The following is a 26,443-nucleotide window of genomic DNA, read 5'->3' as shown; positions in this document are numbered from 1 at the left end:
GCGTACGGCTCCGTATTTCGCGAGAGTTTGGCCTGTTTTCAGGCCACACTAGGTGTTACGACCTAGCGAGGCCAAGGATCGTCACCAAGGCATATGGGAATCGCTGTGCGGCGACACTGCTGGGAACACTCTTGAGGCGACCATCGAAATGGCCGCCTCAAGCTCAAGCCCCGACGTACGCCGCCAGGTGCTTGCCCGTCAGCGTCGCCCGGTCAGCCACAAGGTCAGCCGGCGTTCCGGAAAAGACGATCCTGCCGCCGTCGTGACCCGCTCCCGGGCCGAGATCGATAATCCAGTCCGAGTGCGCCATTACTGCCTGGTGGTGTTCGATCACGATGACCGACTTTCCGGAGTCGACCAGGCGGTCCAGCATCCCCAGGAGGTTTTGCACGTCGGCGAGGTGCAGCCCGGTAGTTGGTTCGTCCAGGATGTAGATATCGCCCTTTTCCGACATCTGCGTGGCCAGCTTGAGCCTTTGGCGTTCGCCGCCGGACAGCGTGGTGAGCGGCTGGCCGAGCGTCAGGTAGCCGAGCCCGACGTCGGCCAAGCGGTCAAGGATCTTGTGTGCTGCCGGGGTGCGGGCCTCGCCACCACCGAAGAACTCTTCGGCTTCGTTGACAGACATTGCAAGCACGTCTGCAATATTGCGGCCCCCCAGCCTGTACTCCAGAACGGAAGCCTGGAAACGCTTGCCTTCACATTCCTCGCACGTTGACTCCACGGTAGCCATCACGCCCAGGTCGGTGTAGATGACACCCGCTCCGTTACACGTGGGACACGCTCCCTCTGAGTTGGAGCTGAACAGGGCCGGCTTCACGCCGTTGGCCTTCGCAAACGCCTTGCGGATCGGCTCCAGGAGGCCCGTGTACGTCGCCGGATTGCTGCGCCGGGAGCCGCGGATGGCTCCTTGGTCGATGACCAGAACGCCCTCACGCTTTGCCACAGAACCGTGGATCAAGGAGCTTTTGCCCGAACCGGCGACGCCTGTGAGGGTGCACAGCACGCCAAGGGGAATGTCGACATCCACGTTCTGCAGGTTATTGGTGGAGGCGCCACGGACTTCCAAATGGCCGGAAGCTGCACGGACGGTCTTCTTGATGGACGCACGGTCGTCGAGGTGGCGCCCGGTGATGGTGTTGCTCTCCCGCAGGCCGTCCAAGTCACCTTCAAAACAGACGGTACCGCCGCCGGTACCCGCGCCCGGGCCGAGGTCAACCACGTGATCGGCAATGGCGATGGTTTCCGGCTTGTGCTCAACCACCAGCACTGTATTGCCCTTGTCCCGCAGTTGTTGGAGCAGCTGGTTCATCCGTTCGATGTCATGGGGATGCAGGCCAATGGTCGGTTCATCAAAGACGTAAGTTACGTCCGTCAGTGACGAACCGAGGTGGCGGATCATCTTGGTCCGCTGCGCCTCACCCCCGGACAGCGTGCCTGCGGGCCGGTCGAGGGAAAGATAGCCCAGGCCGATTTCCGCGAAGGAGTCCAGCAGGTGCTGCAGGCCTTTGAGCAACGGAGCTACTGACGGTTCGTCGAGCTCGCGGATCCACGCTGCAAGGTCGCTGATCTGCATCTTGCACACGTCCGCGATGCTTTTGCCCTTGATTTTGGACGAGCGGGCTTCGGGGCTCAGGCGGGTTCCCTCGCATTCCGGGCACGTCGTGAACGTGATGGCCCGCTCCACAAAGGCCCGGATGTGCGGTTGCAGCGCGTCCACGTCCTTGGAGAGCATCGACTTCTGGATCTTGGGTATGACGCCTTCGTAGGTAAGGTTGATGCCTTCAACTTTGATCTTGGTCGGTTCCCGGTACAGGAGGTCGTGGAGTTCCTTCTTCGTGAACTTGGCAATGGGCTTGTCCATATTGAAGAAACCGGAGCCGCTGAAGATACGTCCATACCAGCCATCCATGGTGTATCCCGGGATGGTGAGTGCGCCCTCGCTCAAGGACTTGCTGTCGTCATAGAGCGCCGTGAGATCGAAGTCGCTCACAGACCCCATGCCTTCACATCGGGAGCACATGCCTCCGAGCCGGTTGAAGGACGCTTTCTCGGTCTTGGTCTTGCCCTCGCCGCGGTCCACGGTGATGGCACCGCTGGCCTTCACGGTGGGTACGTTGAACGAGTAGGCGTTGGGCGAACCGATGTGGGGTTGCCCCAGCCGGCTGAAGAGGATCCGGAGCATGGCGTTTGCGTCTGTAGCGGTTCCCACTGTGGAGCGCGGGTTCGAACCCATCCGTTCCTGGTCAACGATGATTGCCGTGGTGAGGCCCTCCAGCATGTCCACGTCAGGTCGTGACAATGACGGCATGAAGCCTTGAACGAAAGCGCTGTAGGTCTCGTTGATCATTCGTTGCGACTCGGCAGCGATGGTACCGAACACCAGCGAGCTCTTCCCTGAACCCGAGACACCGGTAAACACCGTCAGGCGGCGCTTGGGGATCTCGATATTGATGTCCTTCAGGTTGTTCTCACGGGCACCCTGAACCCGGATGAGGTCGTGGGTGTCGGCGACATGCGACGCAGACGACTGCGTGTCCGTGCTCGCGGCAATGCTCATGATCTCTCCATCTGTTAGGCGGCGCTGCCCAACAGTCCCCCGTCGGCGTCGCCTGGTTCGTACTGGCCGGCCTCGGTCAGTAGGTTCGATTCTCGTTCGTCGTCGCCGATGCGGCAACGGTCTCCGACCACACTAACGGGCAGCCCCACAACCGGCAGGAAAGACTCAGGCACAAGGACCGCGACCGAACCGGGCCATTGTCTTACGCGGCAGACTCACTAAGAATGAAGCATGCCGGTATACATGAGGTCCCTTGAAACCGCAGTTCCGCCAACCATCCTCGTGCAGTCGCAGGCACGTGACGTCTTCGCCGCCCAGCCGGGCCTGACCCGCCTCGGATCCCGCCTGGTATCCACCTGTTTTGACTCCGCAGCCATCGACACCCGCTACACCGCCGTTGAGGAACTCAGCCTTGACGCCCACCCGGAAAACCCGCGCTTCTTCGATCCGAAGAGCAATTTGGTGCTGAGCCCCAGCACAAAGACACGTAATGAGATCTTCGCCACAGAAGCGACGAAGCTCTTCATCGAGGCGGGTAAAGCAGCCATAGCCCGTGTGCCCGACATCGACTTGGACGAGATCACCCATGTGGTCACAGTGTCGTGCACGGGCTTTTTCAACCCCGGCCCTGACTACAAGGTGGTCCGCGCGTTGGGGCTGAATCCTGCCGTGCAGCGATACCACCTGGGCTTCATGGGCTGCTACGCCGCGTTCCCTGCCCTCAAAGCCGCCAAACAGTTCTGCCTCGCAGATCCCGCGGCGGTGGTCCTGGTGATCTGCGTTGAACTCTGTTCGCTGCATGTGCGTACGTCCAACGATCCCGACACCATCATGGGATCGGCCATCTTCGGCGACGGCGCTGCCGCAGCAATCGTGACGGCGCGGGAACCGGAAGGACCGGACCCTGTGATCAGGCTTAACCACTTCGAAACCGTCCTGACGCCTGTCGGTGAAGAAGCGATGGCTTGGAACATCGGGGATGAGGGCTTCGAGATGGTACTGGGCTCCTATGTGCCGCACATCATCGAGGAGCACATCACGGGTGCGCTCGAACCGTTGCTCGCCAAGGAGCCGGATTTGGCGGGAGTGCCCTATCGGGACATCGAACACTGGGCCATCCATCCCGGCGGGCGCAGCATCCTTGACAAGGTCGAGTCCAAGCTTGAACTTACGCAAGAGCAACTGGTTCCAGCCCGCGAGACTCTCAGGGAGTATGGCAACATGAGCAGCGCTACTGTTCTCTTCGTCCTCAAGTACATGCTTGGCAGGGCCGCAGTGGAACGCGAAGAGCGCATCTGCTCCATGGCCTTCGGCCCCGGTCTGACCGTGGAGACTGGCCTGTTTACTTTGGTCTCCCCTGCGCTGTGAGTCCGTGGGGCGCCCTCAAGGAGAGGGACCTGCACGCCGTGGAGGACATGGACCGGCCGGATTGCGACCGTGAACGGCTCAATCGCAGCTACGCCCGCTTTCCTGTGGTGAACCGGCTGCTGTCGGGGTGGCACAAGACGTACCGGAATCGCTTCCGGCCTTTGCTGGCGTCCCGCGGCACGGCGTCGGTGCTGGACATCGGATGCGGCGGTGGGGACATTGCCCGCAGCCTGGTTATGTGGGCGAAGAAGGACGGTTTCACCTTGGAGGTGACTGCCATCGACCCGGACGAACGCGCCTACACTTTTGCGGCCAACGTCCCGGCAGTGGAAGGGGTCACGTACCGGCAGGCCCACAGCAGTGACATGGTGGCCGAGGGGCGCGCCTTCGACGTCGTGTTATCCAACCACATACTCCACCATTTGGACGCAGAGGGGCTTGCCGCCGTATTGCGAGACTCCGAAAGCTTGGGCAGGCGACTGGTCCTCCACAATGACCTCAAAAGAAGCAATGCCTCCTATCTGCTCTTCAAAGCAGGGTTCTGGCCCTTGGGCATCGGCTCCTTCATTTGCGGGGACGGTCTGGTCTCGATCAAACGCAGTTACACGTCTTCGGAGCTTGAAGCGCTTGCTCCGCCCGGCTGGAGGGTGGAGGCCAACGGGCCGTGGCATCACCTGCTCGCCTACGGGGAGGGTGCATCGGCGCGGGATCACCATGACTGACGTGGTGATTGTGGGCGCCGGCCCCGTGGGGCTCTTCATGGGGGTACTCCTCTTGCGCCGTGGACACAGGATACGCATTCTGGAACGCCGCCAAGGCCGGAGCGACAACACGCGGGCAATCGGTATCCATCCCCCCGCGCTGAAGGAACTCCATAGGGCTGGCCTGGCGGAGCCTCTGATGCAGGCTGGCGTGCGTATCCGGAAGGGCGTCGCGTACAGCCGGGGCCGGAAAGTGGCAGAGCTGCCGTTCCACGGGGATGCGGAGTTTCCCTTCATCCTTGCCGTGCCGCAGCCGGTGACTGAGCACGTCCTTGAGCAGGCGGTACTGGCGCTCGACCCGGACAGCATCGTCCGCGGGGCAGACGTTCAGGGATTCGACGACGACGGCGTCAGCGTGAGGGTCGCGGCCAGCTCACCTTCGGAAGAAATCGCCTTGGGCTGCCGGCTACTGGTGGCGGCTGATGGTGCCCACTCGATGATCCGACGTCAGCTTCTCCCCTGCCTTCCGGCCCGGAGCTATCCCGACAGCTATCTCATGGGAGACTTCACGGACTCGACGAGACACGGCAGGGATGCCATCCTGTACCTCGAACCCGACGGAATCGTTGAGTCTTTCCCCCTTCCCGGGGGTGTGCGCCGGTGGGTCGCCCGGCTAGGCGCACCGGACAAAGGCTCGACGGCGGCTGGTTTGGCTGCGCTGGTAGGGGCCAGGACCGGTGAGGTGCTGGATGCGCACAGCAACACGATGTTGAGCTCTTTTAGCGTGCGGTCCAGGTTGGCGGGCCGCATGATCCACGGTAGGACGGTTCTCCTCGGCGATGCGGCCCATGAGATCAGCCCCATCGGGGGCCAAGGCATGAACCTGGGGTGGCTGGATGCGGCCGCCCTGGTACCCCTTATCGACGGGTACCTGAAGGGCCGGTGCGTCGGACGGGAGCTTCGGGCATTCGAGAAGAACCGACGCACGGCAGCGTCGCGGGCGTCGCTGCAAGCCGGGTTGAACATGGCCTTGGGAAGACCGTTGCCGCCGGTTCTCATGTCCCTCCGGAACGATCTTTTCACTCACGTCCTGAAGGCGACGTCGGTCTCGGATTTTGTGGAGAAGCGCTTCACCATGCGCTAGCTCATGACCGTACCCTCAGGAAGCGTGTAGTAGCAGTCGTACGTGTCCTGGCTGACGATCAGTCCATCGCGCAATTGGAAGACAGCGGTGCTCCGTGCACGGATCGTGTCCCCGGCGTCCCAGTGGGGAAGATCCAAAAGCAAAGTCGCTGACCAGTTCATCTCAAGAACAACGCGGTCGCCCTCGCAGGTGCTGCGGACCACCTCAAAGCGCTGGTCGGCGACGATGCTCTTACTGTGGTCGGCGCCCGTCAAGGTCTCCTGCAGGGTCCTAATGGAACCCGTTTTCGAGAGGGCATGGGGCCACTCAGTGAGCGTGAAGTCCGGAGCAAGGAAGGGACTGATGTCATTCGCACCACCACCGGCTTCAACGGTACGGACAAACGACAGGACAAGGTCCAGCGGGTTGGCATCACTCATCCGACGAGCCTAACCCACCGCCGGCGGGCGTTCGCGGCACCAAGGTCAAGCTTGGCGATAGGCTCATGGCATGACGCAGCACCCGCACGCAGACTTTGCCGGTCCGGCCACAGATTTCACTCCCGTCCGGATCCGGGACTCCGTTCGGCGCCTGCTCGAGGCCGAAGAGCTGCCGCCAATCGTCCAGGCCGGTCATCCCGTCCTCAGGCAACGCGCCGCCGAATACGACGGCCAGCTTGATGCCTCCGAATTGGAAGCGTTCATCGAGCTCATGCGGGTTGTCATGCATGCCGCGCCGGGAGTCGGATTGGCCGCTCCACAGCTTGGCGTCCCGTTGCAGCTTGCCGTCCTTGAGGACAAGTACGAGCTGGATCCAGCCTCGGCCGCCGAGCGGCATCGGGAACCGCTGGAGTTCATGGCAGTGCTCAACCCCACCTACAGACCTCTGGGCAGCGAAACGGCGTCCTTCTATGAAGGGTGCCTGTCAGTCGTCGGCTACCAGGCAGTTGTCACAAGGCTCCGTAACGTCGAACTGAACTATACGGATCCAGAGGGCCGGGCAGTGGAGGAATGGTTCTCCGGATGGCAGGCACGAATTGTCCAGCACGAGACGGACCATCTTCACGGAACCCTGTATCTGGACCGGGCCGAGATGCGGTCGCTATCCAGCAACGGCGAGCACGCTGCCCGTTGGGCCCAGCCCGACATTGCCGAGGCACGGCGAACACTTGGATTTCTTTGCTGACCCTAACGCCTTAAGGCGCCTCAGTCCTCCACACGGTTCAGGAAGGAGGGCAGATGCCGCGCCCACCAGCCGAGAATGTGCTCGAAGCGCTGTTTGCGGTGATGCGGTGTCCCGGAACGCGACAGCTCGTGGTCTTCGCCGGGAAAAACAAGAAGGGCGGTTTCCGCCCCGTTGTCCTTAAGGGTTGCGTAGTAGCGCTGTCCTTGCTCGATGGGACAGCGCAGATCGTTCTCGCTGTGGATCACCAGTGTCGGAGTCTTCACCTCAGTTGCCACCGCCATGGGGCTTTGCGCTTCCAGCTGCGCCGGTGTCCCTCCGGTGTACTCGCCTCCGAAGAACCAGCCGATGTCCGAGGACCCGCTGAAGCTGACAGGATCCAGGAAGCCTCGTTCAACAATTGCGCCGTTGAAACGATGATCGTGGGCAATGATCCAGGCTGTGAGAAAACCGCCGTAGGAGCCGCCCATGATGCCCAGGTTTTCCTTGTCCAAGGTCGTGAAGGTGGACAACGCTGACTCGAGGAAAGCGGTGACGTCCTGCATGTCCACCGTGCCCATGCGCTCCTTAATGGCACGACCATGGGCCTGGCCGTAACCCGCCGAGCCTCGTGGATTACACATCACCACGGCATACCCCGCGGCTGCGTAAACCTGGGCTTCGTCGAAGAAGGCCCCGGTGTACTGGGAGAAGGGTCCGCCGTGGATGGCCAGCAGCACAGGGTGCGGCCCGGGCCCGTCGGGTAGCACCACCCATCCATGGACAAGGTGTCCGTCTCCGGATTCCGCATGGAAATCCAACGGTTCAGCTACCCGCGAGTTGTTTCGCAACGCAGCAGAGAAGTCTGTCAGGAGGCGAAGTTCTCCGCGCTCCAAAGAGGCCACGTCCCCGGCTGTTGAAGCATCAAGGTAGCTCACCGCGATCTCACCGTTGGCTGCCACGGTAGCCCCCGTGACAACCCTAGGTCCGTGCACGAGTGGTGTGATGCTGCCGCTTGCTGTGACATCAAGGAGTTCCACACTTCCCAATGCCGTGTTGAGGACAAGGACGCTGTCCGGTCCGCTCGGCTCCAAAGGACCTGAAATGTCCAAGTGTTCGACGTCGGTCAGCGCCACGGCATCTCCCCCGGCGGACGGCATGGCATAGAGCACGGCATTCCGTGCCACGAAATCCCGCCCACTGGCACCCAGGTCCTGCGCGGAAAAGAAGAGCCACTCTCCGTTGGCCGATTGCCTGACGCCCGTTACGGTCTGCAGGCCTGCGCCGGCCGGATGCACTGCTTCAGGGTCGCCCCCGGTCACAGCCACCCTGTAGATGGAGGTAACGAGGTCGTCGTCGCGGCGATCATGGAGGGCGCCGACAAAATAGACGTGGGAACCATCGGCCGAGAACACCGGGGCTTCGTGGTCAGCGTCGCCAAAAGTGACCTGCCTGGCTTTAGGGACACCGGAGACTTTCTCCTGCGGTTTTTCGTGGGCCGCGCGGCCACGCGGAATCACAGCAGGCTCGCCGCCCAGCTCCGGAACGTCAACTATGAAAAGCTGTTGACGTTGATCTGCAAGGTACCCGATTCCGTTCAGTCGGTACTGGTTCACGGCGATAAACCGGGCGTCCTCGCTGCCGGAAGTGACGCCGTCGACTGTTCCATAGCGGCCAGGTTCCGGGACCCTGGAAGTAAAAACAATCCGGTGGGAATCGTGTGCCCACGTGAAGGTGCCCACTCCCGCATGCTGGTCAGTGATCCGTTGCGGCTCGCCGCCGGCTGCCTCTACGACGAATAGTTGTGGTTTGCCGTCGGGGTCGCACCGCAGGAAGGCCAGAACCAGGCCATCAGGTGAGAAGGCGGGCGAGGTATCCCTGAAACCGCGGGTAATTCGCCTCGGATGCTTTGTGGTGTCCAAGGGAACGCTCCAGAGCTGACCAACGTAGGAGTCGGCATCAAAGTCCGGCCTGGTGACGGCCACTACGGCTTTGGTGCCGTCCGGGTGGATGGCAGGGGCGGACACGGAATTCAGCAAGGGCAATTGCTCGGGTTTCACCTTGGTGAGCCTAGCTGCCGGCCCCGGCAGCAGGCACCTGACACTCCGGTCCGCCGTAGGATTGAGGCCATGTTGTCCCACGCCGTTGCCGCCCTCCGTTGTCCAGTCTGCAAGGGCAAATTCCAGCCCGGGGACACTTTGCAAAGGGCGTTGCGCTGCGAATCGGGGCATGCATTTGACGCAGCGAAGCAGGGATACTTCAACATGCTTACCGGCAAGGGCACCGAATTCGAAGCTGATTCGGCGGAAATGGTTGCTGCCCGCCAAAGATTCCTTGAGGCCGGACACTATGCGGCCTTGGCAGATGCGGTCGCCGGTTACGCATCGGAAGGACTCCGTGACCGGAACCCATTGGTCCTCGACGCGGGCACGGGGACGGGCTACTACCTGCACGAAGTTCTCGCCACGGCTCCCGCTGCAGCAATCGGGCTGGACATCTCCAAATACGCACTGAGGCGCGCGGCCCGGCTCAACCCGCAGGCGGCCAACCTCGTCTGGGACATCTGGCGGCCCCTGCCCATCGCAGACAACGCAGTAGATGTGGTCATGGTGGTGTTCGCGCCACGCAACCCCGCCGAGTTCGCCCGGGTCCTCCGCCCGGGCGGCAGGCTGATTATCGTCACACCAAGGCCAGGGCACTTGGCTGAGATTGCACACAGGACGCGTATGCTCGGCATCGAAGAGGGTAAGGCAGACAGACTGGCGGACTCCCTCAGCGGGCTGTTCCGCGGGGAAGACAGACTGAGCCTGGACATACCGTTGCAGCTCACTGGGGTTGAAATGGCTGACCTCGCATACATGGGACCCGCGGGACACCATCTTGATCCGGATGAACGGTCGGCAATAGCGAGCGTCGAGGGCATGGTTTCCGCCACTGCCAAATTCGAGGTGAGCCTCTTTTCAGTGGGCGATTCCCCCGCCTGACGTGGGCTTAAACCCGGGCTAGGATGGAGGAACAGCGACTGCGACCCTCATGGGGGTCGGGGACCAAGGGGGAACGATGTTTGAATGGCTCGGCGATAATTGGTGGGCTCTCTGGCTCACTGTATTCCTCGCGTTCGCGGTGGTGGAGATGCTGACCCTCGACCTCTTCTTCATCATGCTTGGCGGCGGAGCCCTGGCTGGACTGATAGCAGACTTCGCCGGCGCTGACTTCTGGCTGCAAATCGTCATCTTCAGCGTCGTTTCACTCTTGATGATTGCTTTCGTCCGGCCTGTCGCCCTGAAACACCTGCGCAAAGGCCCGGTGGAACAGCGAACCAACGTTGACCGCCTGATCGGCCAGTCGGCCATCGTCATTGAACCTGTCAGTGGGACAAGCGGGCTCGTCAAGATCGGCGGGGATGTGTGGAGCGCCCGCAGCACCGCCGGTGTGCTGGACGCCGGCGCTACCGTCCAGGTCACCAGGATTGACGGCGCGACGGCGGTAGTCGCCTCGCCTGCCGAAAACAGCCCGCGCTAGAACCACCGGATATTTTGCCGACGCCGCCGGGTTGCCTGGCAGCAGCCGGCTCGCCGTATCAACCACGCAATTGGGGAACGAAGGAGATGTATGGACGGCTTGGGAGGAACAGCGGCAGCAATTGTGCTGATTGTTCTCGTTATTTTTGTGATCATCGTGTTGGTCCGGTCGGTGAGGATCATCCCGCAGGCGCGTGCCGGCGTCGTTGAACGCCTCGGCAAGTACCAGCGGACGCTCAACCCGGGACTCACCATCCTGATTCCATTCGTGGACCGGCTCCTGCCGCTGCTCGACCTCCGTGAACAAGTGGTGTCTTTTCCTCCGCAGCCCGTGATCACCGAAGACAACCTGGTGGTCTCCATCGATACGGTCGTCTACTTCCAGGTGACTGATCCACGGGCAGCCACCTATGAAATCGCCAACTACATCCAGGCTGTAGAGCAACTGACCACCACCACGCTTCGCAACGTGGTGGGTGGGCTCAACCTGGAAGAGGCCCTGACATCCCGTGATCAGATCAACGGCCAGCTGCGTGGCGTCCTGGATGAGGCGACGGGTCGGTGGGGCATACGTGTCTCGCGCGTTGAACTGAAAGCGATCGATCCGCCCCACTCCATCCAGGACTCGATGGAAAAGCAGATGCGCGCAGAGCGTGACCGTCGCGCGGCGATCTTGACGGCTGAAGGTACCAAGCAGTCGCAGATCCTGACGGCCGAGGGCCAACGGCAGGCAGCCATCCTGGCCGCAGAAGGCGACGCCAAAGCGGCCATCCTCAGGGCCGACGGTGAGGCTCAGGCCATCCAGAAGGTGTTCGATGCAATCCATAAGGGCAACCCGGACCAGAAGCTCCTTGCCTACCAGTACCTGCAAACCCTCCCCAAGCTTGCCGAAGGCAGCTCCAACAAGCTCTGGATCATTCCCAGCGAGGTGGGTGAAGCGCTGAAGGGTATCGGTGGTGCACTGGGAGGCACCAACGGTGACTCTTCGGTCGCCGGGCTCTTCGCAGGAAAGGAAACAGCCGGCGCCTCGTCCCCTGCAGCACCCGGGGAGCATGCCAAGCCCCTGGAGTAGCCAGGTCCGTGGGATCAGCAGCGTAGGATCAGCGAGCGGTCAGCCATTGCGGCTGGCCGCTCGCTGCATTGGAAGCACTTTTGAGGAGTGGCCGGTCATCGGCGTATAATAGAGTATTTGTCCGGCTGGTTCAGTGTGGATGGAACATTAAGGCTTGGCCGGGCGTTGCAATAAGTGATGCAAGGTGTGCAGAAGTAGTCCGTAAGGAACGTGAAGACGGCTTACGGCTAGCGCGGAGTTCAGGCTCCGCGAACAGACAGAGGGAGTAATCATGAGCGATCGCAGCCTGCGGGGTATGCGTCTTGGCGCCCAGAGCATGGAAACCGAATCCGGCGTTGAACCGGCACCGCGCCAGCGGGTCGAGTACCGCTGTGAGGATGGAGAGCAAGTCTTCGTGACCTTCTCCGCCGAGGCCGAGATTCCTCCTGTCTGGGTCTCCAAGACCGGCAAGGAAGCCCTGCTCGTGGACGGCGAACGACCGGTGGACGCCAACGAGAAAGCAGTCCGTACGCACTGGGACATGCTGCTGGAACGCCGCACGCTTCCTGAGCTGGAGCAGATCCTCGAGGACCGCTTGAACATCCTTCGTGAGCGCCGCGGAGAGCGCCGCTCCGCGTAGTCGCAAGCCCGAACGTCAAAGCCGGGCCGGCTCCTCAGGGAACCGGCCCGGCTTTGACGTTAATCAGTATTTGGCCGCGGCTGAACTGGCTACCTGGCCATCGACGGTTGCTTGCCCGTGAGCTTCGCCCAGCGGGCAGCGAGACCCCACTTAGTCACGTTGATCATGGCTTCCACCACAATGTTGCCGCTCATCTTCGATGCCCCGAGTTCGCGCTCTACGAAAGTTATGGGCCGTTCTTCGATCCGAAGCCCCAACTTGGCCACGCGCCACGCCAGGTCTACCTGGAAGCCGTAACCAACCGACTCGACCTCATCGAGTTTCAGGGCCTCGAGCGTGCTGCGGCGGAACGCACGGTAACCGCCGGTGACGTCCTTGATCTTCACGCCCAGCATGATGCGGGCGTAGGTGCTGCCGATTCGGGAGATGGCCTGGCGGTACAACGGCCAGTTGACGACACTGCCACCCGGCACCCAACGTGAGCCCATGGCAAGGTCGGCGCCGTCTTTGACGGCGTCCAACAGGAGGGGCAACTGCTCGGGCTGGTGGGAACCGTCAGCATCCATCTCGACGAGGACGTCGTAACCAGCAGCCAGGCCCCATTTGAAGCCTGCTATGTAGGCTGCGCCGAGGCCTTCTTTGCCCTTGCGGTGCAGTACATGCACCTGGCTGTCCTCGGCTGCGATACCGTCGGCAAGCTGTCCCGTGCCGTCCGGGCTGTTGTCATCAACCACAAGTACGTCCGAGTGGGGAACTGCTGCGCGCAGCCGACCCAGCGTCTTGGGGAGCGATTCCAGCTCGTTGTAGGTTGGGATGATCGTCAGGACACGCAAGAAGAGGCCTTTCCTTGATGGAGCGGTCAGTGTGCCGGACCAGCAGCGGAGGCTGGCTTTCTGGCGCAACTCTCCATTATAGGGCGACCCCGGGCGCTCCTCAGGGCACGTGTGGTCCGGGACACAGCTGGGGGGAAGCGTTGTGGCAGGTCCATAAGCCCGGGACCAGTGCCGTCCGGGCAGTCAGTGTGCCGAACGAACCGTTTTCCGGGGCCTTATGGACCTGCCCACTCGCGTACCGCCACCGCGACCATTCCCGGCGGCGGCCAGGACAATCACGCCCCGAGCCCGGGCCGCGACGATCCGTTGAGCCTCAATGCTACGGACTTTACAAAAGCTGTCAACCGCCTCGTGACCTGCGCGTTCGCGCGTCTTCCCAGTTCAGGCGGCAATCCGTGGGTCTGAATTAACGGGATCACAGCCGGTTAGACGCGCAGGGACTCATGGGCAAAGAGCTCGTGGCCTTCCCTCACGGTCTGCAGGCACACCGGGTCGCTGCCCGTGTCCAGCGCCGGAAGCAGCGGCGTACGGGCCCGGGGGTCCGTGCTCCACGACTGAACGCGGCTATCGGCCACCTGGACCATGAGTTCCTCGACTTCCCACACAGCAAAGCTGGCAGGGGCACCGGGGACAAGCTGGCCCATCAACGGGTTCCGGTGCTTACTGGCCCGCCAGCCGGCACGCGTATGTCCCAGGAAGGCAGCGCGTGCCGAAATGCGCTGAGCAGGGTTGCTGTGCTCCAGACAGGCGCGAACGCTGGACCAAGGACTAAGGGGGGTCACCGGGCTGTCGCTACCAAAGGCGATCGGGACGCCGCTTGAGTAGAACGATGCAAAAAGATTCATGGAATAGCGGCGGTCCCCCAGTCGCTTCTCATAGAGGCCACCCGGGCCACCCCAAGCGGCATCAAATCCCGGTTGGGCGCTGACGGTGATGGAGTACCTCGCAAGCCTCTCCACCGAGGCCGGGTCGGCGAGTTCCACGTGTTCAAAACGATGGCCCGCCGCCCGGATCCGCTGCTCCCCCACCTCCGCTGCCGCAGCATCCACGGCGTCCAGGGCCGCTGAGAGTCCGGCGTCACCTATGATGTGGAATCCGGCCTGCACGCCCAGCAACGAGCACGCCGCAAGGTGGTTGGCCGCCTCGTCAACCGAGAGATACAAGCTGCCACGCTGGCCGGGCGCGTCGGCATAATCTGCACTCAGGGCCGCCGTCCTCGACCCTATGGAACCGTCAATGTTGAGGTCCCCGGCAAGGCCAAGGACACCGGGTCCGAAACCCTCAAGAATCGAGCGCGCATGCTGTTCCGAGGATGCCAGCTCGCCCCAATACGGAAGCACCAAGGGAGTTCCGGCCTGCTTGTTCCACGACATCGCCATGCGGAGGTCCTCAGGTCCGCAAATATGCGGGGCGGACATTTCGGCCAACGCCACATACCCGTTGGACGCTGCATGGCGAAGGGCATGCTCCTGGTAGCCGATCCGTTCGGCGTCAGTAAAACTCCTGGCTGCCAACCGGGCGGCAGTGTGAGCTGCCCTTACCACCTGAGCGCTCCCCGTATATCCGTCCAGTTCCTCAAGCCGCGCCGAACGGGCAAGCGAGGCCGAAACGAGAGCCGAATGGACGTCGATGCGGGAGAGATAGACCGGCCGTCCACCCGAAGCGCGGTCGAGCTCCTCGGGCGAAGGAAGGGTGGGATCCTGCCACGTTGTCTCGTCCCAGCCATGGCCAACCACTGTTCCTGCTCCGCCGGCGGCAGCAACGGCGTCGAGCAATTCCCGGGCAGACCGGGTACCGCCCAACTGAAGCCCCGCGAGGGCGATGCCCGTCTCCGTGAGGTGCATATGCGAGTCGACGAAACCCGGTGCAAGGAGGGCACCCCGGAGATCGATGACCTCCATGGAATCATCTGCGATGGAGGCGGCGGCCTGCTCTGAACCAACCCAGGCCACGGTGTCCCCATCCACCACCATTGCCGTGGCGAAAGGATCCGCCGCCGTATAGATGGAACCGTTCCGGTACAGGGTGACTTTACGTTCCCTGCCTCCGCCGGTCTGCTCGGCCGGAAGGCCTGTCTTGTTCATGCGTTAGCGCTCCTGAGCGTGATATCAGTCTTAAGGGTCAGGCGACGGTGGAATACGCCACGACTCCGCGGCGGACCAAGTCGATGGATTCCCGGCAGATCCTGGCCAAACGCGGATCCAGCTGCGGAATCTTGGCAAGTTGGTCCAAGAGGTCCACTACCTGCTTTGCCCACCGGACAAAATCGCCGGCCGCGAGGTCGGTCCCGTTGAGGACATCCTGCAGATGACGGCCCCTGGCCCACTTGTACATGGGCCACACGAGGCCAAGCTCGGGCTCGCCGGTCAAGGGGAGCCTGTTCTGTTCTTCGGTGTCCTCCAGCCGGGACCATTCACGCACGACGATATCAACGGCAGACTCCAGCGCGACGGAAGGCATTCTGGGCCGCAACCCCCGGTCCTCACGCTTCGCTTGGTAAACCAGCGTGCTCGCCAGGGAGGCCAGCTCCGCTGCGTCGAGGTCGTTGATGGCGCCGCGACGGATGGACTGTGAAATCAGCAGGTCCTTCTCCCCGTAAATGCGACGGAGTCGCTGGCCGTCGGCACTGATGGTGACGCGGCCGTCGTCGTTCGATTCCAGGTAACCATACGCGGAGAGCACATCGCAGACCCTGTCGAATGTCTTGGCGATGGTATTCGTCCTGCCTTGGATCTGGCGCACCAAGCCGTCGGTTTCCTTACGGAGCTTCCACCAGCGCTCTGCCCATCGGGCGTGATCTTCGCGTTCACTGCAGCCGTGGCATGGATGGGCCCGGAGCGCCCTCCGAAGCTCGGTGATCTTCTTCTCCTGGTCAGGCATGCGCGATCCCAGACCGAAGTCCTCGTGCCGGCTATGGCGGCGGGCCTTGGGAACGTCGTCGCTGACGGCGTGGCGCATGGATGAAGCCAGATCGCGTCGGGACTTGGGAACCTTCGCGTTAAAAGACTTGGGAATCCGGATCCGCGTTACGGGGGAAACCGGCGCATCGACATCGTGCACGCCGATGCGGCGAAGTTGGCTATCGGCGGTGAGGACGGAAGGCCTCGGCTCGCGCGCGTTGGCGTCGGAATCAAGCACGACGGCGTAGCCCGCAAGCCTGCCGCCGGACACACTGATGACATCGCCGGGAAGAAGGCGCGTGAGTGAATCCGCGACCCTCGACTTGCGTGCGCGCTGGTGGTCGCGGGCAGCGAACTGCTCGGTATCGCCAAGCTCCCGACGCAACCGTGCATACTCGGTGAAGTCACCCAGGTGGCATTCCATCGACTTGGCGTAGCCGGCCAGGGATTCTTCCCGTCCACGAACCTGCCGGGCAAGGCCAACGACGGAACGGTCCGCCTGGAACTGCGCAAACGACGACTCCAGGATTTCACGGGCACGCGCCCGGCCGAACTGGGCAATCAGGTTGATGCTCATGTTGTAGGTTGGCCGGAAACTCGAGTTCAGGGGGTAGGTTCGACGCGAAGCCAGACCCGCGACTGCTGCCGGATCAGTTCCTGGCTGCCACAAGACCACGGCATGCCCCTCGACGTCGATGCCACGGCGCCCGGCCCGACCCGTGAGCTGGGTGTACTCCCCCGCAGTGATGTTGACATGGGCCTCGCCGTTGAACTTCTCGAGCTTTTCGAGAACCACGCAACGTGCCGGCATGTTGACGCCGAGGGCAAGGGTTTCCGTGGCGAAGACTGCCTTAACGAGTCCATCGGCGAAAAGTTTCTCCACCACTTCCTTGAACGTGGGCAGCATGCCGGCATGATGTGCTGCAAAGCCCCTGATGAGGCCGTCGCGCCAGCCCCAGAATCCCAGGACGTCAAGATCGTCGGCCGGTATCTCGTGGCTTGCTTCATCCACCCGCTGGGCGATGATGAGCTGTTCACGTTCGGTGGTCAGCCACAGACCCGAGGCGGCGCACTGGGCAACGGCAGCATCACAACCCGCCCGCGAAAAAATGAACGTGATGGCGGGCAGCAAACCCTGGCGGTTGAGGCTTTCAATCACATGGGGACGGCTTGCCTTCCGTACGGGGCTGCGTTGCTCGGTGTTGTGGCGGTCATCGCGGTTGCGGTCCTGGCGGCGGCGACTCCTGCCGCCGTGGCCGAACCTGCTGTTGATGTTCATGCGGCTTTCAGAGCGGGCCATGGCCAGCAGATCCGGATTGACCTCGAACTCCGGGCCGGTTACCGCCTGGCGGGCCACCGGGCCTGTGGAACGCTTGGCAAGGGTTCTACGTGAGGCTGCCGGGAGGACAGCCTCGTCCGAGGCGTCGTCGGTGTCGCTGAGGTCAGGTACTTCGGTGTCCGGTACAACGGGAGCGATCTGGTCGAACGTGGTGTCCCCGGCGAAGAGGTCCACGATTTCGCGGCCCACCATGACGTGCTGCCACAGCGGAACCGGGCGATGCTCGGAAACAATGACATCCGTATCACCCCGTACGGTGTCCAGCCAGGCGCCAAACTCTTCTGCGTTGGACACTGTGGCACTCAGCGAAGCGACCTGCACTTCGCTGGGCAAATGGATGATGACTTCTTCCCATACCGCACCGCGGAAGCGGTCTGCGAGGTAGTGGACCTCGTCCATCACGACGAAACCGAGGTCGTCGAGGGTTTCGGAGTCTGCATACAGCATGTTTCGCAGGACTTCCGTGGTCATCACAACGACGGGCGCCTCACCGTTGATGGTGGTGTCGCCGGTCAGCAGGCCAACTTTCGCGGCGCCATACTTGGCAGCGAGTTCCGAGAACTTCTGGTTGCTGAGAGCTTTGATGGGCGTGGTGTAGAAAGCCTTCAGGCCCCGCTCCAAGGCGAGGTAGATGGCGAATTCGCCAACGATCGTTTTGCCTGCACCTGTGGGTGCTGCGACGAGGACACCCCGGCCCTCCTGGAGCGAGCGGCAGGCCTCGCTCTGGAAATCGTCCAGTTCAAAATCCAAGGAGCGGGCAAAGGCGCCCAGATAGGTCCTGGCCTCAGCGGCCCGTTGTGTGGCCGCCTGGTAGCGCTCTGATGGTGATGGAGACCCGGAAATGGTGGACATGCATCAAGCCTAGTGCGCTGGAGTCTACAGATTCTCCAGATCCGAGGCCGGGGTGGCGATATCGGCCGTGGCTTCGGTCTCAGCGGCCCGCTTGATGGCGCGGCGTTCCCGCCTGCGGTCATTCAGGACACATAAGCCAATGGCCGCGAAGAACAGGAGCAGCATTGGTGCGGCAAGGTAAAACATGCTCATGGCGTCCGCGCCGGGGGCTGCCATCGCAGCAAAAAGGCAGACCAGGAAGATCGTGATACGCCAGCTCTTGATGAGCTGCTTGCCTTTGATGATTCCGGCAAGGTTCAACCCAACGAGCACCACGGGCACCAGGAACGCGATTCCAAAGGCCAGCAGTAGGCGTAGGACGAATGCCAGGTAGATTTCGGCGCTGATGAAGTTTGAACCGCCCACAGGGGTGAAGTCAGTCAGTACCCGGACGGCGTTTGGCAGCACCAGCCAGGCCAGCAGCACGCCACCGACGAACAGCGGAACCGCGGCCGCGACGAAGGAAAGGGCCAACCGGCGTTCCTTCTTGTGCAGGCCGGGCACGATGAAAGCCCACAACTGATAGATCCAGACAGGGCTGGAAATGATGATTCCGAGAAAAACCGAGACCTGCACCATGAGGTCGAAGGAACTGGCAACACCGTCAAAATTCAGTGTTGCCGCCCGGCCTTCTTTCTCATTGAGGTCCTTGATCGGTTTGATCAAGGCCTCCAGGAGGGGCTGGTAGACAATGAAGCCCACCACCGTACCCAAAATGATGCCGATGGCAGCCTTGAAGAGCCGGTTCTTCAACTCCTTCAGATGGTCAAGGAGCGCCATCCGGGCTTCGGGGTTGGCTTTGCGCCCCTTCGTCTGTACCACTTCTTCTTAGACGCGGTTGGAGGGCGGAACGTCGGTTTCGCCGTTGTTCTTGGCCTTCACGTCCGGGTGGTCCACGACCTTGCCTTCGACGGCGTCGGAAGCTGCGGAGGTGTCCTTGGACTCGGACGCTCCGTCCTTCTTCATTTCACGGACTTCGGATTTGAAGATACGCATTGACTGACCGATGCTGCGCGCCATGGAAGGCAGCTTTGGTGCGGCGAACAGCACCAGGGCCAGGACGATGATGATGATGAGATGCCAGCCTTCGAGCCTCATGTGGGGAGGTCCTTTCCTTTTGGATACATCCTACGTCTATCTGAATTCTATGTCGTGCAGGGATTGGGGTTGTCCCCGCTCGGCTTTGCGCTGGACGCGCTTCTGGCGACGAACTTCCTGGCGGAAGGCTTTGGCCGTCAGGTAATCATGACGCATCTGTTCCGGCGAGGCAAAAATCGCAGAACCGGGTTCCGCCGTGTTTACCGGAGCTTCAACGTCGGAGGTTTCTCCCCCTGGAGCAAAGTTGCTGAAACGTTTCCCGGCGTCGCCCAGATCATGAACAGTTGCCATGAACTTTCTGAACAGCCGGTATCCAAGCGTCACATGCAGGAGGAGCGAAAGGGCTATGAGCGCGATCCACAACAGGACCCAAAACCACCAAGGCATCTGAGTAGTCTAGCCAGTCGCAGTGTCCGACGCTGAATGTCCGCCATAAGGCGCCAACGCAGCCTCAAGCCACTCATGTGCTGCGTGGCGGAGTTCCTCCGGATCAATGATCCGCACTGCACCTCCATGTTGGGAAACGAACATCGGGAGCCAATCAGCATTGCCGAACCGCACCTCCGCCAGCAGGCCACCGCCCGGCAGAGGCGCCGTGCGCTCGGCGTAGTAATCGTCCGCCAGGCCAGCCCCCTGTCTGGTGAGTTCCAGCACCACCTGGACGTCGTCGTCACTCGGCGTGAACAGCCGCGCCGGAAAGTCCTCACCGGCAGGAGCGGCGACGGCGACCGGGCGACCATTCGGCCCCAAGGACTCCACCCGGTCCAGTCGGAAATTCCGAAGCCCGGTCTTGCTGTGGCAGTAGGCCTCGAAATACCACGTGTTGTCCAACGAGAAGAGGCGAAGGGGATCCACGTCGCGCTCCGTCACCTCATCGCGTTGGGGAGACAAGTACCTCAGCCGAAGCTGCCGGCCGTCCCTGATGGCCTGGGTGATGGTGCCGAAGGCCTTCGATTGCTCCGGCGCCACGGATTGTCCCGCGACCGCCCCGGCCAGGCGGCCGGCCTGCCCTGCGGCACCTGTCAGCTTGATGGTGACCGACTCCAGGGCGTTCCCCGATTCGTCGCCGGCCATGCCTGCCAGTGCCGGGAGGTCGCCGAGCATGGCAAGTCCGGTCAACAGGGCTGCAGCTTCGTCCTCGCTGAAGCGTACAGGGCGGTTCAGGTCCAGGTGCTCAGTGATGTACACATGGTCGTTCTCCCATTGGATATCCAGGAGGTCGTCCGGGTATCCCTCCGGCAGGCCGGAACATATAAGAATCTTGAGGTCATCGATCAGCGCCTTTCGAGTGACGCCAAAGTGGTCAGCAACTTGCTGAATGTGGAGACCCTGGTGGTGGACAAGGAAGGGCACCAGTTGAAGCATCCGGGCCAGTTGGTCCTCGGAGGTGCGCTTCCTGGACCGCGGCGCGCGGCCTGCCTCCGGAAATTGCACAGGAATCGGCGGCTGGCCGTTGAACTCTGCCGCACCTTTCAGCCGGCGTACGACGGCGGCACGCAGCTCGGCGGGTTCCGTCACCTGAACATGCGGCCCATAAGAAGCCAACTCCTCTGCGAGTTGCTCAGGGTCGCGGAATTCCACAACGATGCGGTCGCGGTTGGAGGTCTCCGCCGACGGCGTGCCCGTGCCTCCGGCAACGGCGCGCTTCCGCAAGGCCAGCAAACGCCCTGCGTCGACCTCCAGGACGGCTCGCTGCAGTGGTAGCTCATTGAGCGAGTCCAGCTCTTCCCGGGCATTAAAGCCTGCCGGTGTTTCGAACACACTTCCCGGCACCGCGGTGACCGCAGTTGTCATGCGGGAGAGCCTGAAAATCCTCTTGGCAGCCCTCCCCCGGTCCAGCCCTACGAGGTACCACTGCCCAAAGCGGCTGCCCAAGCCCCAAGGCTCGACTTCGCGCGTTTCTTCCCGGCCGGTGCTTCCGGCAAGGTAGCCGAAGCGGACCGCATGCCTGGCATGCATGGCTGCGACGACGTCGTCGAACGCCTGACCGGCGGGCTTGATCCTTGGCTGGACCCCGGCCGGCAGGTCAACATCGGCGAACCCGCCGGCTGCCTGCAGCTTGCGCACTGCGTTGGCCGCGGCGGTGCCCAGTGCGGCGCGCTCCCACAGTTGCGCGGCAAGCAGCAGGACCGTGCACTCCGCAGGAGTCAGGTTGACGTCGGGAAGCACATTGGAGTCCTTGCCGATGCGGTAGCGGGTGGAGGCGGGGTCGTCACCGCCGAAACCCGGGTCCGTCAAGGTCTCGATATCGAAGCCAAACTGCTTCAAGTCCACTTTGTCGCGTTCGAACATCCGCCCGAAGGCGACATCATTCTCGGCGGAACCGTGATAGACCTTTTCACGCAGGACGGCACGGGAAAGCCCCACCTTGGTGTTGAGCAAAGCCAGTAGGAGGTTCAGCAGGCGTTCAGTGCGGGATGCGGACACGCTTGCTACGTTACTAAAGACCCGGGGGAAAACAGCAAGGCGCGTCATCCTCCGGCCAAACCGGAAGGCAACGCGCCTTGCAGGAAGCTCTGTCCTAGCGGACGGCTACGAGGTCGACGACGAAGATAAGGGCTTCGTTGGGCTTGATCGCTCCACCGGCCCCACGGGAGCCATAGGCGAGCTCGGAGGGGATCTCCAGACGGCGGCGACCGCCTACCTTCATGCCGAGGAGGCCCTGGTCCCAACCCTGGATGACCTGCCCGACGCCCACCCGGAAGTCGAGCGGAGCGCCGCGGCCCCACGAAGCATCAAATTCTTCGCCCGTGGACCAGGCGACGCCAACGTAGTGCGTTGAGACGGTGTCGCCGGCCTTGGCCTCGGCGCCGGTGCCCTCAATGAGGTCCGTGATGACGAGCTCGGTGGGGACGTCGCCTTCAGGGAAGTCGATTTCCGGCTTGGTGCGGTCGTAGTCGCGCTGACCAAATGACATGGATGCTCCTTGGTTGGGGACGAATGGTGTCAGGAACCAGCTTAAGCCAGCGCCCGGAAATGTGGGCTGGCTAGCTGACGCCGAGGATGTCGACGACGAAAACGAGGTCGCCCTTGGCTTCACCCTGGCCGGCTTCGCCGTAGGCGAGGTCCTGGGGGATGACGAGAAGGACACGCGAACCGACAGTCTTGCCCTCCAAGCCCTGGGTCCACCCCTTGATGACACCGGTGAGCGCGAAGCTCGCTGTCTCACCGCGGTCGAAGCTGGAGTCGAACTTGGTGCCGCCAACCAGGTTAACGCCCACATAGTTGACGGTAAGCGTATCCGTCGCCTTGACTGCTGCGCCGTTGCCCTTGATCAGGTCCTGCGCAATGAGTTCCGTGGGTGCCGCAGCTCCTTCGACGTTGATCTCGGGAATACCCTTATCGTTTTCCTTGACCGTGGGCAATCCTGCCGGCGGCGTCACTGTTTCGCCTTCCGGCTTCTCCAGCACGGGTGCAGGATCCTTGGCGGAGATGAGCTTGAAGATCACGAGTTGGGTTGACCCCGCCTCAGTGCCCGTGGCGGAGCCGGGGGCCGCGAAGGCCACGTGCGAACCGAGCTTCGCGCCCACAATGGCGTTGTAGATAAGCTCGTTCCCTTCCTTGAGTTTGTCGTTCAGCTCAACCGGCTGGGGTCCGTTCTGATACACATCCTCAAGGGTCTTGCCATCGTTGCCGTCTACGGCAACATAGGCCAGCTCGGCCACCTGGCCTGCCTTGATCCGCTCGCCGTCCCCTTCACTGACCACCTTGATGGTGGGCTCGGCTACAGTGAGCGGCTTGCTGAATTCGACGCCGGGAGCTTTGTCATTGCCGTTGTCCGTTACTTTCACGGAATCGAGCTTGGAAACATCTCCCGATGACTGGCTGGTGGGCTCGGCTGCCGGGGTGCTTCCTCCCCCACAAGCGGTGATGAGCAGCAGGACAGGAAAAAGAATTGCTAGGAGTCGGCGCACAAAAAGACACTTTCGTCGGGGCAAGGGACGCTTGGAACGGCACTTCGTGCAACCAAGCAAGTGGCCCCCTTGGAAAGAGGCCACTATCCAGAATAGCCCGTGAAGCTGGGAGTCAGCTCATAGAGTCAAGGAGCCCGTCCACGCGCTCATCGACGCTCCGGAAGGGGTCCTTGCAGAGGATGGTCTGGTGGGCGCGGTCGTTCAGCTTCAAATGGACCCAGTCCACGGTGTAGTCCCGGCCCAGTTCCTGCGCGCGGCGGACAAAGTCACCACGAAGCTTGGCGCGCGTTGTCTGCGGCGGCGCATCCACGGCATCCTTGACCTCCGTTTCGGTCACCAGGCGCTTGGCCGCGCCCCGCGACTGCAGCAGGAAGAACAGTCCACGCTGCCGCGAGATGTCATGGTAAGTAAGGTCCAACTGGGCGATGCGCGGCGAGTCGAGGCTGAGGTCGTGCCTCTGCATGTAGCCATCCATCAGCTTCTTCTTGATCGCCCAGTCCACCTCGGTGTCGATGCTGCTGTAGTCTCCACCTTCGATGGCGTCGAGAGTCCGCTTCCACAAGTCGAGGATGAGCGGCACATGTGCATTATGCGCCCCGTTCGCCGCCACGAACTCCGTGACCTTTGTGAGGTATTCCCGCTGGATGTCCAAGGCCGAAAGCTGCCTGCCATTGGCCAGCCGAACCAAGGCACGGCCCGTAAGGTCGTGGGAGATCTCACGGATGCTGCGGATTGGATTCTCCATGCGCATGTCCCGCATGATGACGCCCGCCTCGATCATGCGGAGGATGAGGTCGACAGTGCCCACTTTGAGAAGTGCAGTGGTTTCGGACATGTTGGAGTCGCCGACGATGACGTGGAGGCGGCGGTAGAACTCGGCGTCGGCGTGGGGCTCGTCGCGCGTGTTGATGATTGGCCTTGACCTGGTGGTTGCCGAGGAAACACCCTCCCAGATGTGGTCGGCCCGCTGTGAGAAGGCGAAGGTTGCCCCGTGCGGTGTCTTCAAGACCTTCCCCGCTCCGGCAATGAGTTGCCGGGTCACCAGGAACGGGATAAGGATCTCTGCCAGCCGGGAGAACTCTCCACGACGGGGAATGAGGTAGTTCTCGTGGCTGCCGTACGAGTTTCCCGCGGAGTCGGTGTTGTTCTTGAACAGATAGACGGTACCGTTGAAGCCTTCCGCTGCCAGCCGTGCCTGCGCCTCGTCAACGAGGTCGTCGAGGATCAGCTCGCCGGCCCTGTCATGGGCGATCAACTGGGCGAGGTCGTCACATTCAGCCGTGGCGTATTCCGGATGCGAACCAACATCCAGGTAGAGCCTGGAGCCGTTGGTCAGGAAGACATTGGAGGAGCGCCCCCAGCTGACCACCTTGCGGAAAAGGTAGCGAGCCACTTCTTCCGGTGCCAGGGGCCGCGAATCGGGACTGGAGTACGAGATTCCGAATTCGGTTTCGATCCCGAATATCCGTTTGTCCATTTCAGGCCTCCTCGGAGAGCAGCTGTTTCATGTCCTCTGAACGCAACCGACGAAATGCCCTGCGTGAACCACGGTGGCTCTCCGAAGCGCGGTCCAGGACTGCGGCCTCCACGGCAGTTGCCATGAGGGATTCCTCTTCCTTACCGGTGGCCAGGCCCCGCAGCGCCAGGCGCATGGCGTCGGCAAAGCCCAACTCCGGTTGCCAGGACCCGCTGACGACATCCGAGATCTGATCGGCAAGCCCGCCCATCACGACAAAGCCGTTTTCGTCGGCGATGGAACCGTCGAACGTCAGCCGGTAGAGGTGGTCCTGCGCCTGCGTCAGTCCCACTTCCGCGACGGCCAGTTCCACCTCGAAGGGCTTCTGCTCTGCCGTGAACACGGCGCCGAGGCTCTGGGCATAGACGCTGGCTAGTCCGCGCGCAGTCACATCTTCACGGTCATACGAGTAGCCGCGGACATCGGCGTACCGGACACCGGCTTGACGGAGGCTTTCAAATTCGTTGTATTTCCCCACTGCGGCGAAGGCGATTTTGTCGTAGATTTCACCAATCTTGTGAAGCGACGGCGAAGGATTCTCCGCAATCAAGGCAATGCCGTCAGCGCAGCTGATCACCACCACGGAACGTCCGCGGGCGATGCCTTTCCGTGCGAAGTCCGCACGATCCTTCATCAACTGTTCGGGCGAGACATAGAACTGTTGTGTCATGTCAGGCCTCCCGTCCGGCGATGGCGCGCGATTCGACGATGGCACCGGCTATTCCGGCGAGGTCGCGTTCGGGTACACGGCGATTACCGGCGCGGTTCACCGTGTAGACCACCGGCCAGAGTTGGCGGACAGGATCAGGGCCACCCGTGGCCGAATCGTCGTCTGCGGCGTCATAGAGGGCTTCGACGGCCACGGCCACAGCTTCATCCTCTGTCAGGTTGGGGCGCCAGAGTTTCTTCAATGCGCCGCGTGCGAAGACGGATCCCGATCCAACCGAATGGTGTTCCTGCTCTTCGTATCGGCCGCCCGTCACGTCATAGGAGAACAGGCGTCCGGTTGCGGACACGTGGTCGAAACCTGCAAACAAGGGGATGACCGCCATGCCCTGCATCGCCATGGGCAGGTTGCCCCGGATCATCGCACCCAGACGGTTCGCCTTGCCGACAAGGCTAAGAAGTGTTCCTTCAATCTTTTCGTAGTGCTCCAGCTCTACCTGGAACAGGCGCGTGATGTCGATTGCGAGTCCGGCAGTGCCGGCGATGCCCAACACCGAGTACTGGTCCGCGGGAAAGACCTTCTCTATATGGCGGCTTGCAATGACGTTGCCCATGGTAGCCCGCCGGTCCCCCGCCATCAGGACACCTCCGGCGTACGTCAAGGCGACGATCGTGGTGGCGTGAGGCGCAGACGGTACCGTCCCTGCCGGCAGTGTTTGGTTGAAAGGAAGGAGTTCGGGACGCGAGCGTTGAAGATGCTCCGTGAACGAAGACGTTGCCTGTGTGGCCAGGGGGCCGGTTGACGGGTCCTGCATTGCTGCACTCCTTCGACTCTGCATTCCGATGCCCGGCGGCCTCTCGCCGGCCGGGCAGTACCTCGTGTGTCGGGTCCGCTTACTGGCCACCCTTTTGGACAAAGGCCCTGACGAACTCTTCGGCGTTGGATTCGAGAACGCCGTCAATTTCGTCGAGGAGATCGTCCACGCCTTGCGTCGCGTCCGAAGCCTGGGCCTCGGGCGCTGCCGGCGGGGCCTCGGGGACGTCGACTTCAGTCTCGGTATCCCGTGACTGCGGTTGCTGTTGCTCCTGACCTGCCATTTTCTTTCTCCCTACTGTCAGCCCCCTGAGTTTGGGGACTTCCTACTGCCATATTGCCACGCTACG

25 protein-coding genes are annotated in these 26,443 nt (G+C 62.3%); 8 read left to right on the top strand and 17 right to left on the bottom strand.

The genetic code is table 11. The annotated features are described in order from the left end of the window. Nucleotides 1–163: 163 nt before the first annotated feature. Complete coding sequence (locus AB0N65_RS02895; protein WP_364157436.1) at nucleotides 164–2,557, bottom strand: excinuclease ABC subunit UvrA; 2,394 nt, start codon at nucleotides 2,555–2,557, stop codon at nucleotides 164–166. Nucleotides 2,558–2,571: 14 nt separating this feature from the next. Beyond that, nucleotides 2,572–2,730, bottom strand: coding sequence for a hypothetical protein (locus AB0N65_RS02890; protein ID WP_364157433.1), 159 nt, complete (start codon nucleotides 2,728–2,730; stop codon nucleotides 2,572–2,574). 58 nt (nucleotides 2,731–2,788) lie between these two features. Between AB0N65_RS02890 and AB0N65_RS02885 the strand changes: the two genes are divergently transcribed. From AB0N65_RS02885 to AB0N65_RS02875, 3 genes are read left to right on the top strand one after another with little or no spacing between them, the layout of a single operon-like run. Then, nucleotides 2,789–3,925 carry a type III polyketide synthase gene (locus AB0N65_RS02885; protein ID WP_364157431.1) on the top strand — a complete coding sequence of 379 codons (1,137 nt, stop codon included), beginning with the start codon at nucleotides 2,789–2,791 and terminating at the stop codon, nucleotides 3,923–3,925. After that, a complete protein-coding gene (locus tag AB0N65_RS02880) occupies nucleotides 3,922–4,647 on the top strand; it encodes a class I SAM-dependent methyltransferase (RefSeq protein ID WP_364157429.1) in 726 nt (241 codons plus the stop codon). The genes AB0N65_RS02885 and AB0N65_RS02880 overlap by 4 nt, the downstream gene beginning before the upstream one ends. Next, nucleotides 4,640–5,770 carry an NAD(P)/FAD-dependent oxidoreductase gene (locus AB0N65_RS02875; protein WP_364157427.1) on the top strand — a complete coding sequence of 377 codons (1,131 nt, stop codon included), beginning with the start codon at nucleotides 4,640–4,642 and terminating at the stop codon, nucleotides 5,768–5,770. Before AB0N65_RS02880 ends, AB0N65_RS02875 begins: the two co-directional genes overlap by 8 nt. On the opposite strand, the gene AB0N65_RS02870 is transcribed toward AB0N65_RS02875, so the two are convergent. Continuing rightward, on the bottom strand, nucleotides 5,767–6,189 hold the full coding sequence (locus tag AB0N65_RS02870; protein WP_364157425.1) for a nuclear transport factor 2 family protein: 423 nt from the start codon (nucleotides 6,187–6,189) through the stop codon (nucleotides 5,767–5,769). The two genes, AB0N65_RS02875 and AB0N65_RS02870, sit on opposite strands and share 4 nt — an antisense overlap. 70 nt (nucleotides 6,190–6,259) lie before the next feature. On the opposite strand from AB0N65_RS02870, the gene AB0N65_RS02865 reads away from it, so the two are divergent. Next, the gene (locus AB0N65_RS02865; protein WP_364157423.1) at nucleotides 6,260–6,934 is read left to right on the top strand and encodes a peptide deformylase; all 675 of its coding nucleotides are present in this window, start codon (nucleotides 6,260–6,262) and stop codon (nucleotides 6,932–6,934) included. Between the two features lie 20 nt (nucleotides 6,935–6,954). Here AB0N65_RS02865 and AB0N65_RS02860 read toward each other — a convergent pair whose 3' ends face one another. Then, entirely contained in the window at nucleotides 6,955–8,970 is a 2,016-nt protein-coding gene (locus tag AB0N65_RS02860; protein WP_364157420.1) for a S9 family peptidase, read from the bottom strand. 69 nt (nucleotides 8,971–9,039) lie between these two features. On the opposite strand from AB0N65_RS02860, the gene AB0N65_RS02855 reads away from it, so the two are divergent. The 4 genes from AB0N65_RS02855 (at nucleotide 9,040) to AB0N65_RS02840 (ending at nucleotide 12,122) form a co-directional block, all read left to right on the top strand. Further along, nucleotides 9,040–9,894 (top strand): methyltransferase domain-containing protein, encoded by an 855-nt coding sequence (locus AB0N65_RS02855; RefSeq protein WP_364157417.1) that lies wholly within the window; start codon nucleotides 9,040–9,042, stop codon nucleotides 9,892–9,894. A 76-nt stretch (nucleotides 9,895–9,970) separates the two neighbouring features. Beyond that, the gene (locus AB0N65_RS02850; protein ID WP_364157414.1) at nucleotides 9,971–10,432 is read left to right on the top strand and encodes an NfeD family protein; all 462 of its coding nucleotides are present in this window, start codon (nucleotides 9,971–9,973) and stop codon (nucleotides 10,430–10,432) included. Between the two features lie 90 nt (nucleotides 10,433–10,522). Continuing rightward, nucleotides 10,523–11,503: an SPFH domain-containing protein gene (locus AB0N65_RS02845; RefSeq protein WP_364157410.1), complete on the top strand. Its 981-nt coding sequence runs from the start codon at nucleotides 10,523–10,525 to the stop codon at nucleotides 11,501–11,503. 271 nt (nucleotides 11,504–11,774) lie between these two features. Further along, nucleotides 11,775–12,122: an RNA polymerase-binding protein RbpA gene (locus AB0N65_RS02840; RefSeq protein WP_214863997.1), complete on the top strand. Its 348-nt coding sequence runs from the start codon at nucleotides 11,775–11,777 to the stop codon at nucleotides 12,120–12,122. Between the two features lie 89 nt (nucleotides 12,123–12,211). Here the strand turns inward: AB0N65_RS02840 and AB0N65_RS02835 are convergent, their stop codons facing one another. The 13 genes from AB0N65_RS02835 to AB0N65_RS02775 form a co-directional block, all read right to left on the bottom strand. After that, entirely contained in the window at nucleotides 12,212–12,955 is a 744-nt protein-coding gene (locus AB0N65_RS02835) for a polyprenol monophosphomannose synthase (protein ID WP_364157407.1), read from the bottom strand. 425 nt (nucleotides 12,956–13,380) lie between these two features. Continuing rightward, on the bottom strand, nucleotides 13,381–15,039 hold the full coding sequence (locus AB0N65_RS02830) for an amidohydrolase family protein (protein ID WP_364157405.1): 1,659 nt from the start codon (nucleotides 15,037–15,039) through the stop codon (nucleotides 13,381–13,383). Between the two features lie 37 nt (nucleotides 15,040–15,076). Next, nucleotides 15,077–18,046, bottom strand: coding sequence for a DEAD/DEAH box helicase (locus tag AB0N65_RS02825; protein WP_364157402.1), 2,970 nt, complete (start codon nucleotides 18,044–18,046; stop codon nucleotides 15,077–15,079). Nucleotides 18,047–18,070: 24 nt separating this feature from the next. Beyond that, nucleotides 18,071–18,907 carry a twin-arginine translocase subunit TatC gene (tatC, locus tag AB0N65_RS02820; protein WP_364157399.1) on the bottom strand — a complete coding sequence of 279 codons (837 nt, stop codon included), beginning with the start codon at nucleotides 18,905–18,907 and terminating at the stop codon, nucleotides 18,071–18,073. A gap of 6 nt (nucleotides 18,908–18,913) precedes the next feature. Continuing rightward, nucleotides 18,914–19,183, bottom strand: a complete 270-nt coding sequence (gene tatA / locus AB0N65_RS02815) for a Sec-independent protein translocase subunit TatA (protein ID WP_364157397.1) — start codon at nucleotides 19,181–19,183, stop codon at nucleotides 18,914–18,916. Between the two features lie 36 nt (nucleotides 19,184–19,219). Further along, complete coding sequence (locus tag AB0N65_RS02810; RefSeq protein ID WP_364157395.1) at nucleotides 19,220–19,570, bottom strand: hypothetical protein; 351 nt, start codon at nucleotides 19,568–19,570, stop codon at nucleotides 19,220–19,222. Nucleotides 19,571–19,579: 9 nt separating this feature from the next. After that, nucleotides 19,580–21,610 (bottom strand): WYL domain-containing protein, encoded by a 2,031-nt coding sequence (locus AB0N65_RS02805; protein WP_364157392.1) that lies wholly within the window; start codon nucleotides 21,608–21,610, stop codon nucleotides 19,580–19,582. A gap of 94 nt (nucleotides 21,611–21,704) precedes the next feature. After that, entirely contained in the window at nucleotides 21,705–22,100 is a 396-nt protein-coding gene (locus AB0N65_RS02800; RefSeq protein WP_364157389.1) for an FKBP-type peptidyl-prolyl cis-trans isomerase, read from the bottom strand. A 70-nt stretch (nucleotides 22,101–22,170) separates the two neighbouring features. Further along, the gene (locus tag AB0N65_RS02795) at nucleotides 22,171–23,097 is read right to left on the bottom strand and encodes an FKBP-type peptidyl-prolyl cis-trans isomerase (protein ID WP_364157387.1); all 927 of its coding nucleotides are present in this window, start codon (nucleotides 23,095–23,097) and stop codon (nucleotides 22,171–22,173) included. Nucleotides 23,098–23,209: 112 nt separating this feature from the next. After that, nucleotides 23,210–24,574 (bottom strand): Pup--protein ligase, encoded by a 1,365-nt coding sequence (gene pafA, locus AB0N65_RS02790; RefSeq protein WP_364157385.1) that lies wholly within the window; start codon nucleotides 24,572–24,574, stop codon nucleotides 23,210–23,212. Nucleotide 24,575: 1 nt separating this feature from the next. Continuing rightward, nucleotides 24,576–25,283 (bottom strand): proteasome subunit alpha, encoded by a 708-nt coding sequence (gene prcA / locus AB0N65_RS02785; RefSeq protein ID WP_364157382.1) that lies wholly within the window; start codon nucleotides 25,281–25,283, stop codon nucleotides 24,576–24,578. Nucleotide 25,284: 1 nt separating this feature from the next. After that, nucleotides 25,285–26,094 (bottom strand): proteasome subunit beta, encoded by an 810-nt coding sequence (gene prcB, locus AB0N65_RS02780; RefSeq protein ID WP_364157379.1) that lies wholly within the window; start codon nucleotides 26,092–26,094, stop codon nucleotides 25,285–25,287. Between the two features lie 79 nt (nucleotides 26,095–26,173). Then, nucleotides 26,174–26,377, bottom strand: a complete 204-nt coding sequence (locus AB0N65_RS02775; RefSeq protein ID WP_364157377.1) for a ubiquitin-like protein Pup — start codon at nucleotides 26,375–26,377, stop codon at nucleotides 26,174–26,176. Nucleotides 26,378–26,443 lie beyond the last annotated feature (66 nt).

The organism is Paenarthrobacter sp. NPDC089322 (assembly GCF_040684895.1).
Classification (GTDB): Bacteria; Actinomycetota; Actinomycetes; order Actinomycetales; family Micrococcaceae; genus Arthrobacter.
This window is presented reverse-complemented; position numbering and strand designations above follow the sequence as displayed.

Bases quoted from the DNA above. Each gene is read 5' to 3' on its own strand.
- AB0N65_RS02875 (WP_364157427.1), top strand. From the start codon at position 4,640: ATGACTGACGTGGTGATTGTGGGCGCCGGCCCCGTGGGGCTCTTCATG.
- AB0N65_RS02810 (WP_364157395.1), bottom strand. From the start codon at position 19,570: ATGCCTTGGTGGTTTTGGGTCCTGTTGTGGATCGCGCTCATAGCCCTT.
- AB0N65_RS02865 (WP_364157423.1), top strand. From the start codon at position 6,260: ATGACGCAGCACCCGCACGCAGACTTTGCCGGTCCGGCCACAGATTTC.
- AB0N65_RS02870 (WP_364157425.1), bottom strand. From the start codon at position 6,189: ATGAGTGATGCCAACCCGCTGGACCTTGTCCTGTCGTTTGTCCGTACC.
- AB0N65_RS02845 (WP_364157410.1), top strand. From the start codon at position 10,523: ATGGACGGCTTGGGAGGAACAGCGGCAGCAATTGTGCTGATTGTTCTC.
- AB0N65_RS02850 (WP_364157414.1), top strand. From the start codon at position 9,971: ATGTTTGAATGGCTCGGCGATAATTGGTGGGCTCTCTGGCTCACTGTA.
- pafA (WP_364157385.1), bottom strand. From the start codon at position 24,574: ATGGACAAACGGATATTCGGGATCGAAACCGAATTCGGAATCTCGTAC.
- AB0N65_RS02800 (WP_364157389.1), bottom strand. From the start codon at position 22,100: ATGTCATTTGGTCAGCGCGACTACGACCGCACCAAGCCGGAAATCGAC.
- prcA (WP_364157382.1), bottom strand. From the start codon at position 25,283: ATGACACAACAGTTCTATGTCTCGCCCGAACAGTTGATGAAGGATCGT.
- prcB (WP_364157379.1), bottom strand. From the start codon at position 26,094: ATGCAGGACCCGTCAACCGGCCCCCTGGCCACACAGGCAACGTCTTCG.
- AB0N65_RS02855 (WP_364157417.1), top strand. From the start codon at position 9,040: ATGTTGTCCCACGCCGTTGCCGCCCTCCGTTGTCCAGTCTGCAAGGGC.
- tatA (WP_364157397.1), bottom strand. From the start codon at position 19,183: ATGAGGCTCGAAGGCTGGCATCTCATCATCATCATCGTCCTGGCCCTG.
- AB0N65_RS02775 (WP_364157377.1), bottom strand. From the start codon at position 26,377: ATGGCAGGTCAGGAGCAACAGCAACCGCAGTCACGGGATACCGAGACT.
- AB0N65_RS02840 (WP_214863997.1), top strand. From the start codon at position 11,775: ATGAGCGATCGCAGCCTGCGGGGTATGCGTCTTGGCGCCCAGAGCATG.
- AB0N65_RS02885 (WP_364157431.1), top strand. From the start codon at position 2,789: ATGCCGGTATACATGAGGTCCCTTGAAACCGCAGTTCCGCCAACCATC.
- AB0N65_RS02825 (WP_364157402.1), bottom strand. From the start codon at position 18,046: ATGTCCACCATTTCCGGGTCTCCATCACCATCAGAGCGCTACCAGGCG.
- AB0N65_RS02895 (WP_364157436.1), bottom strand. From the start codon at position 2,557: ATGAGCATTGCCGCGAGCACGGACACGCAGTCGTCTGCGTCGCATGTC.
- AB0N65_RS02830 (WP_364157405.1), bottom strand. From the start codon at position 15,039: ATGAACAAGACAGGCCTTCCGGCCGAGCAGACCGGCGGAGGCAGGGAA.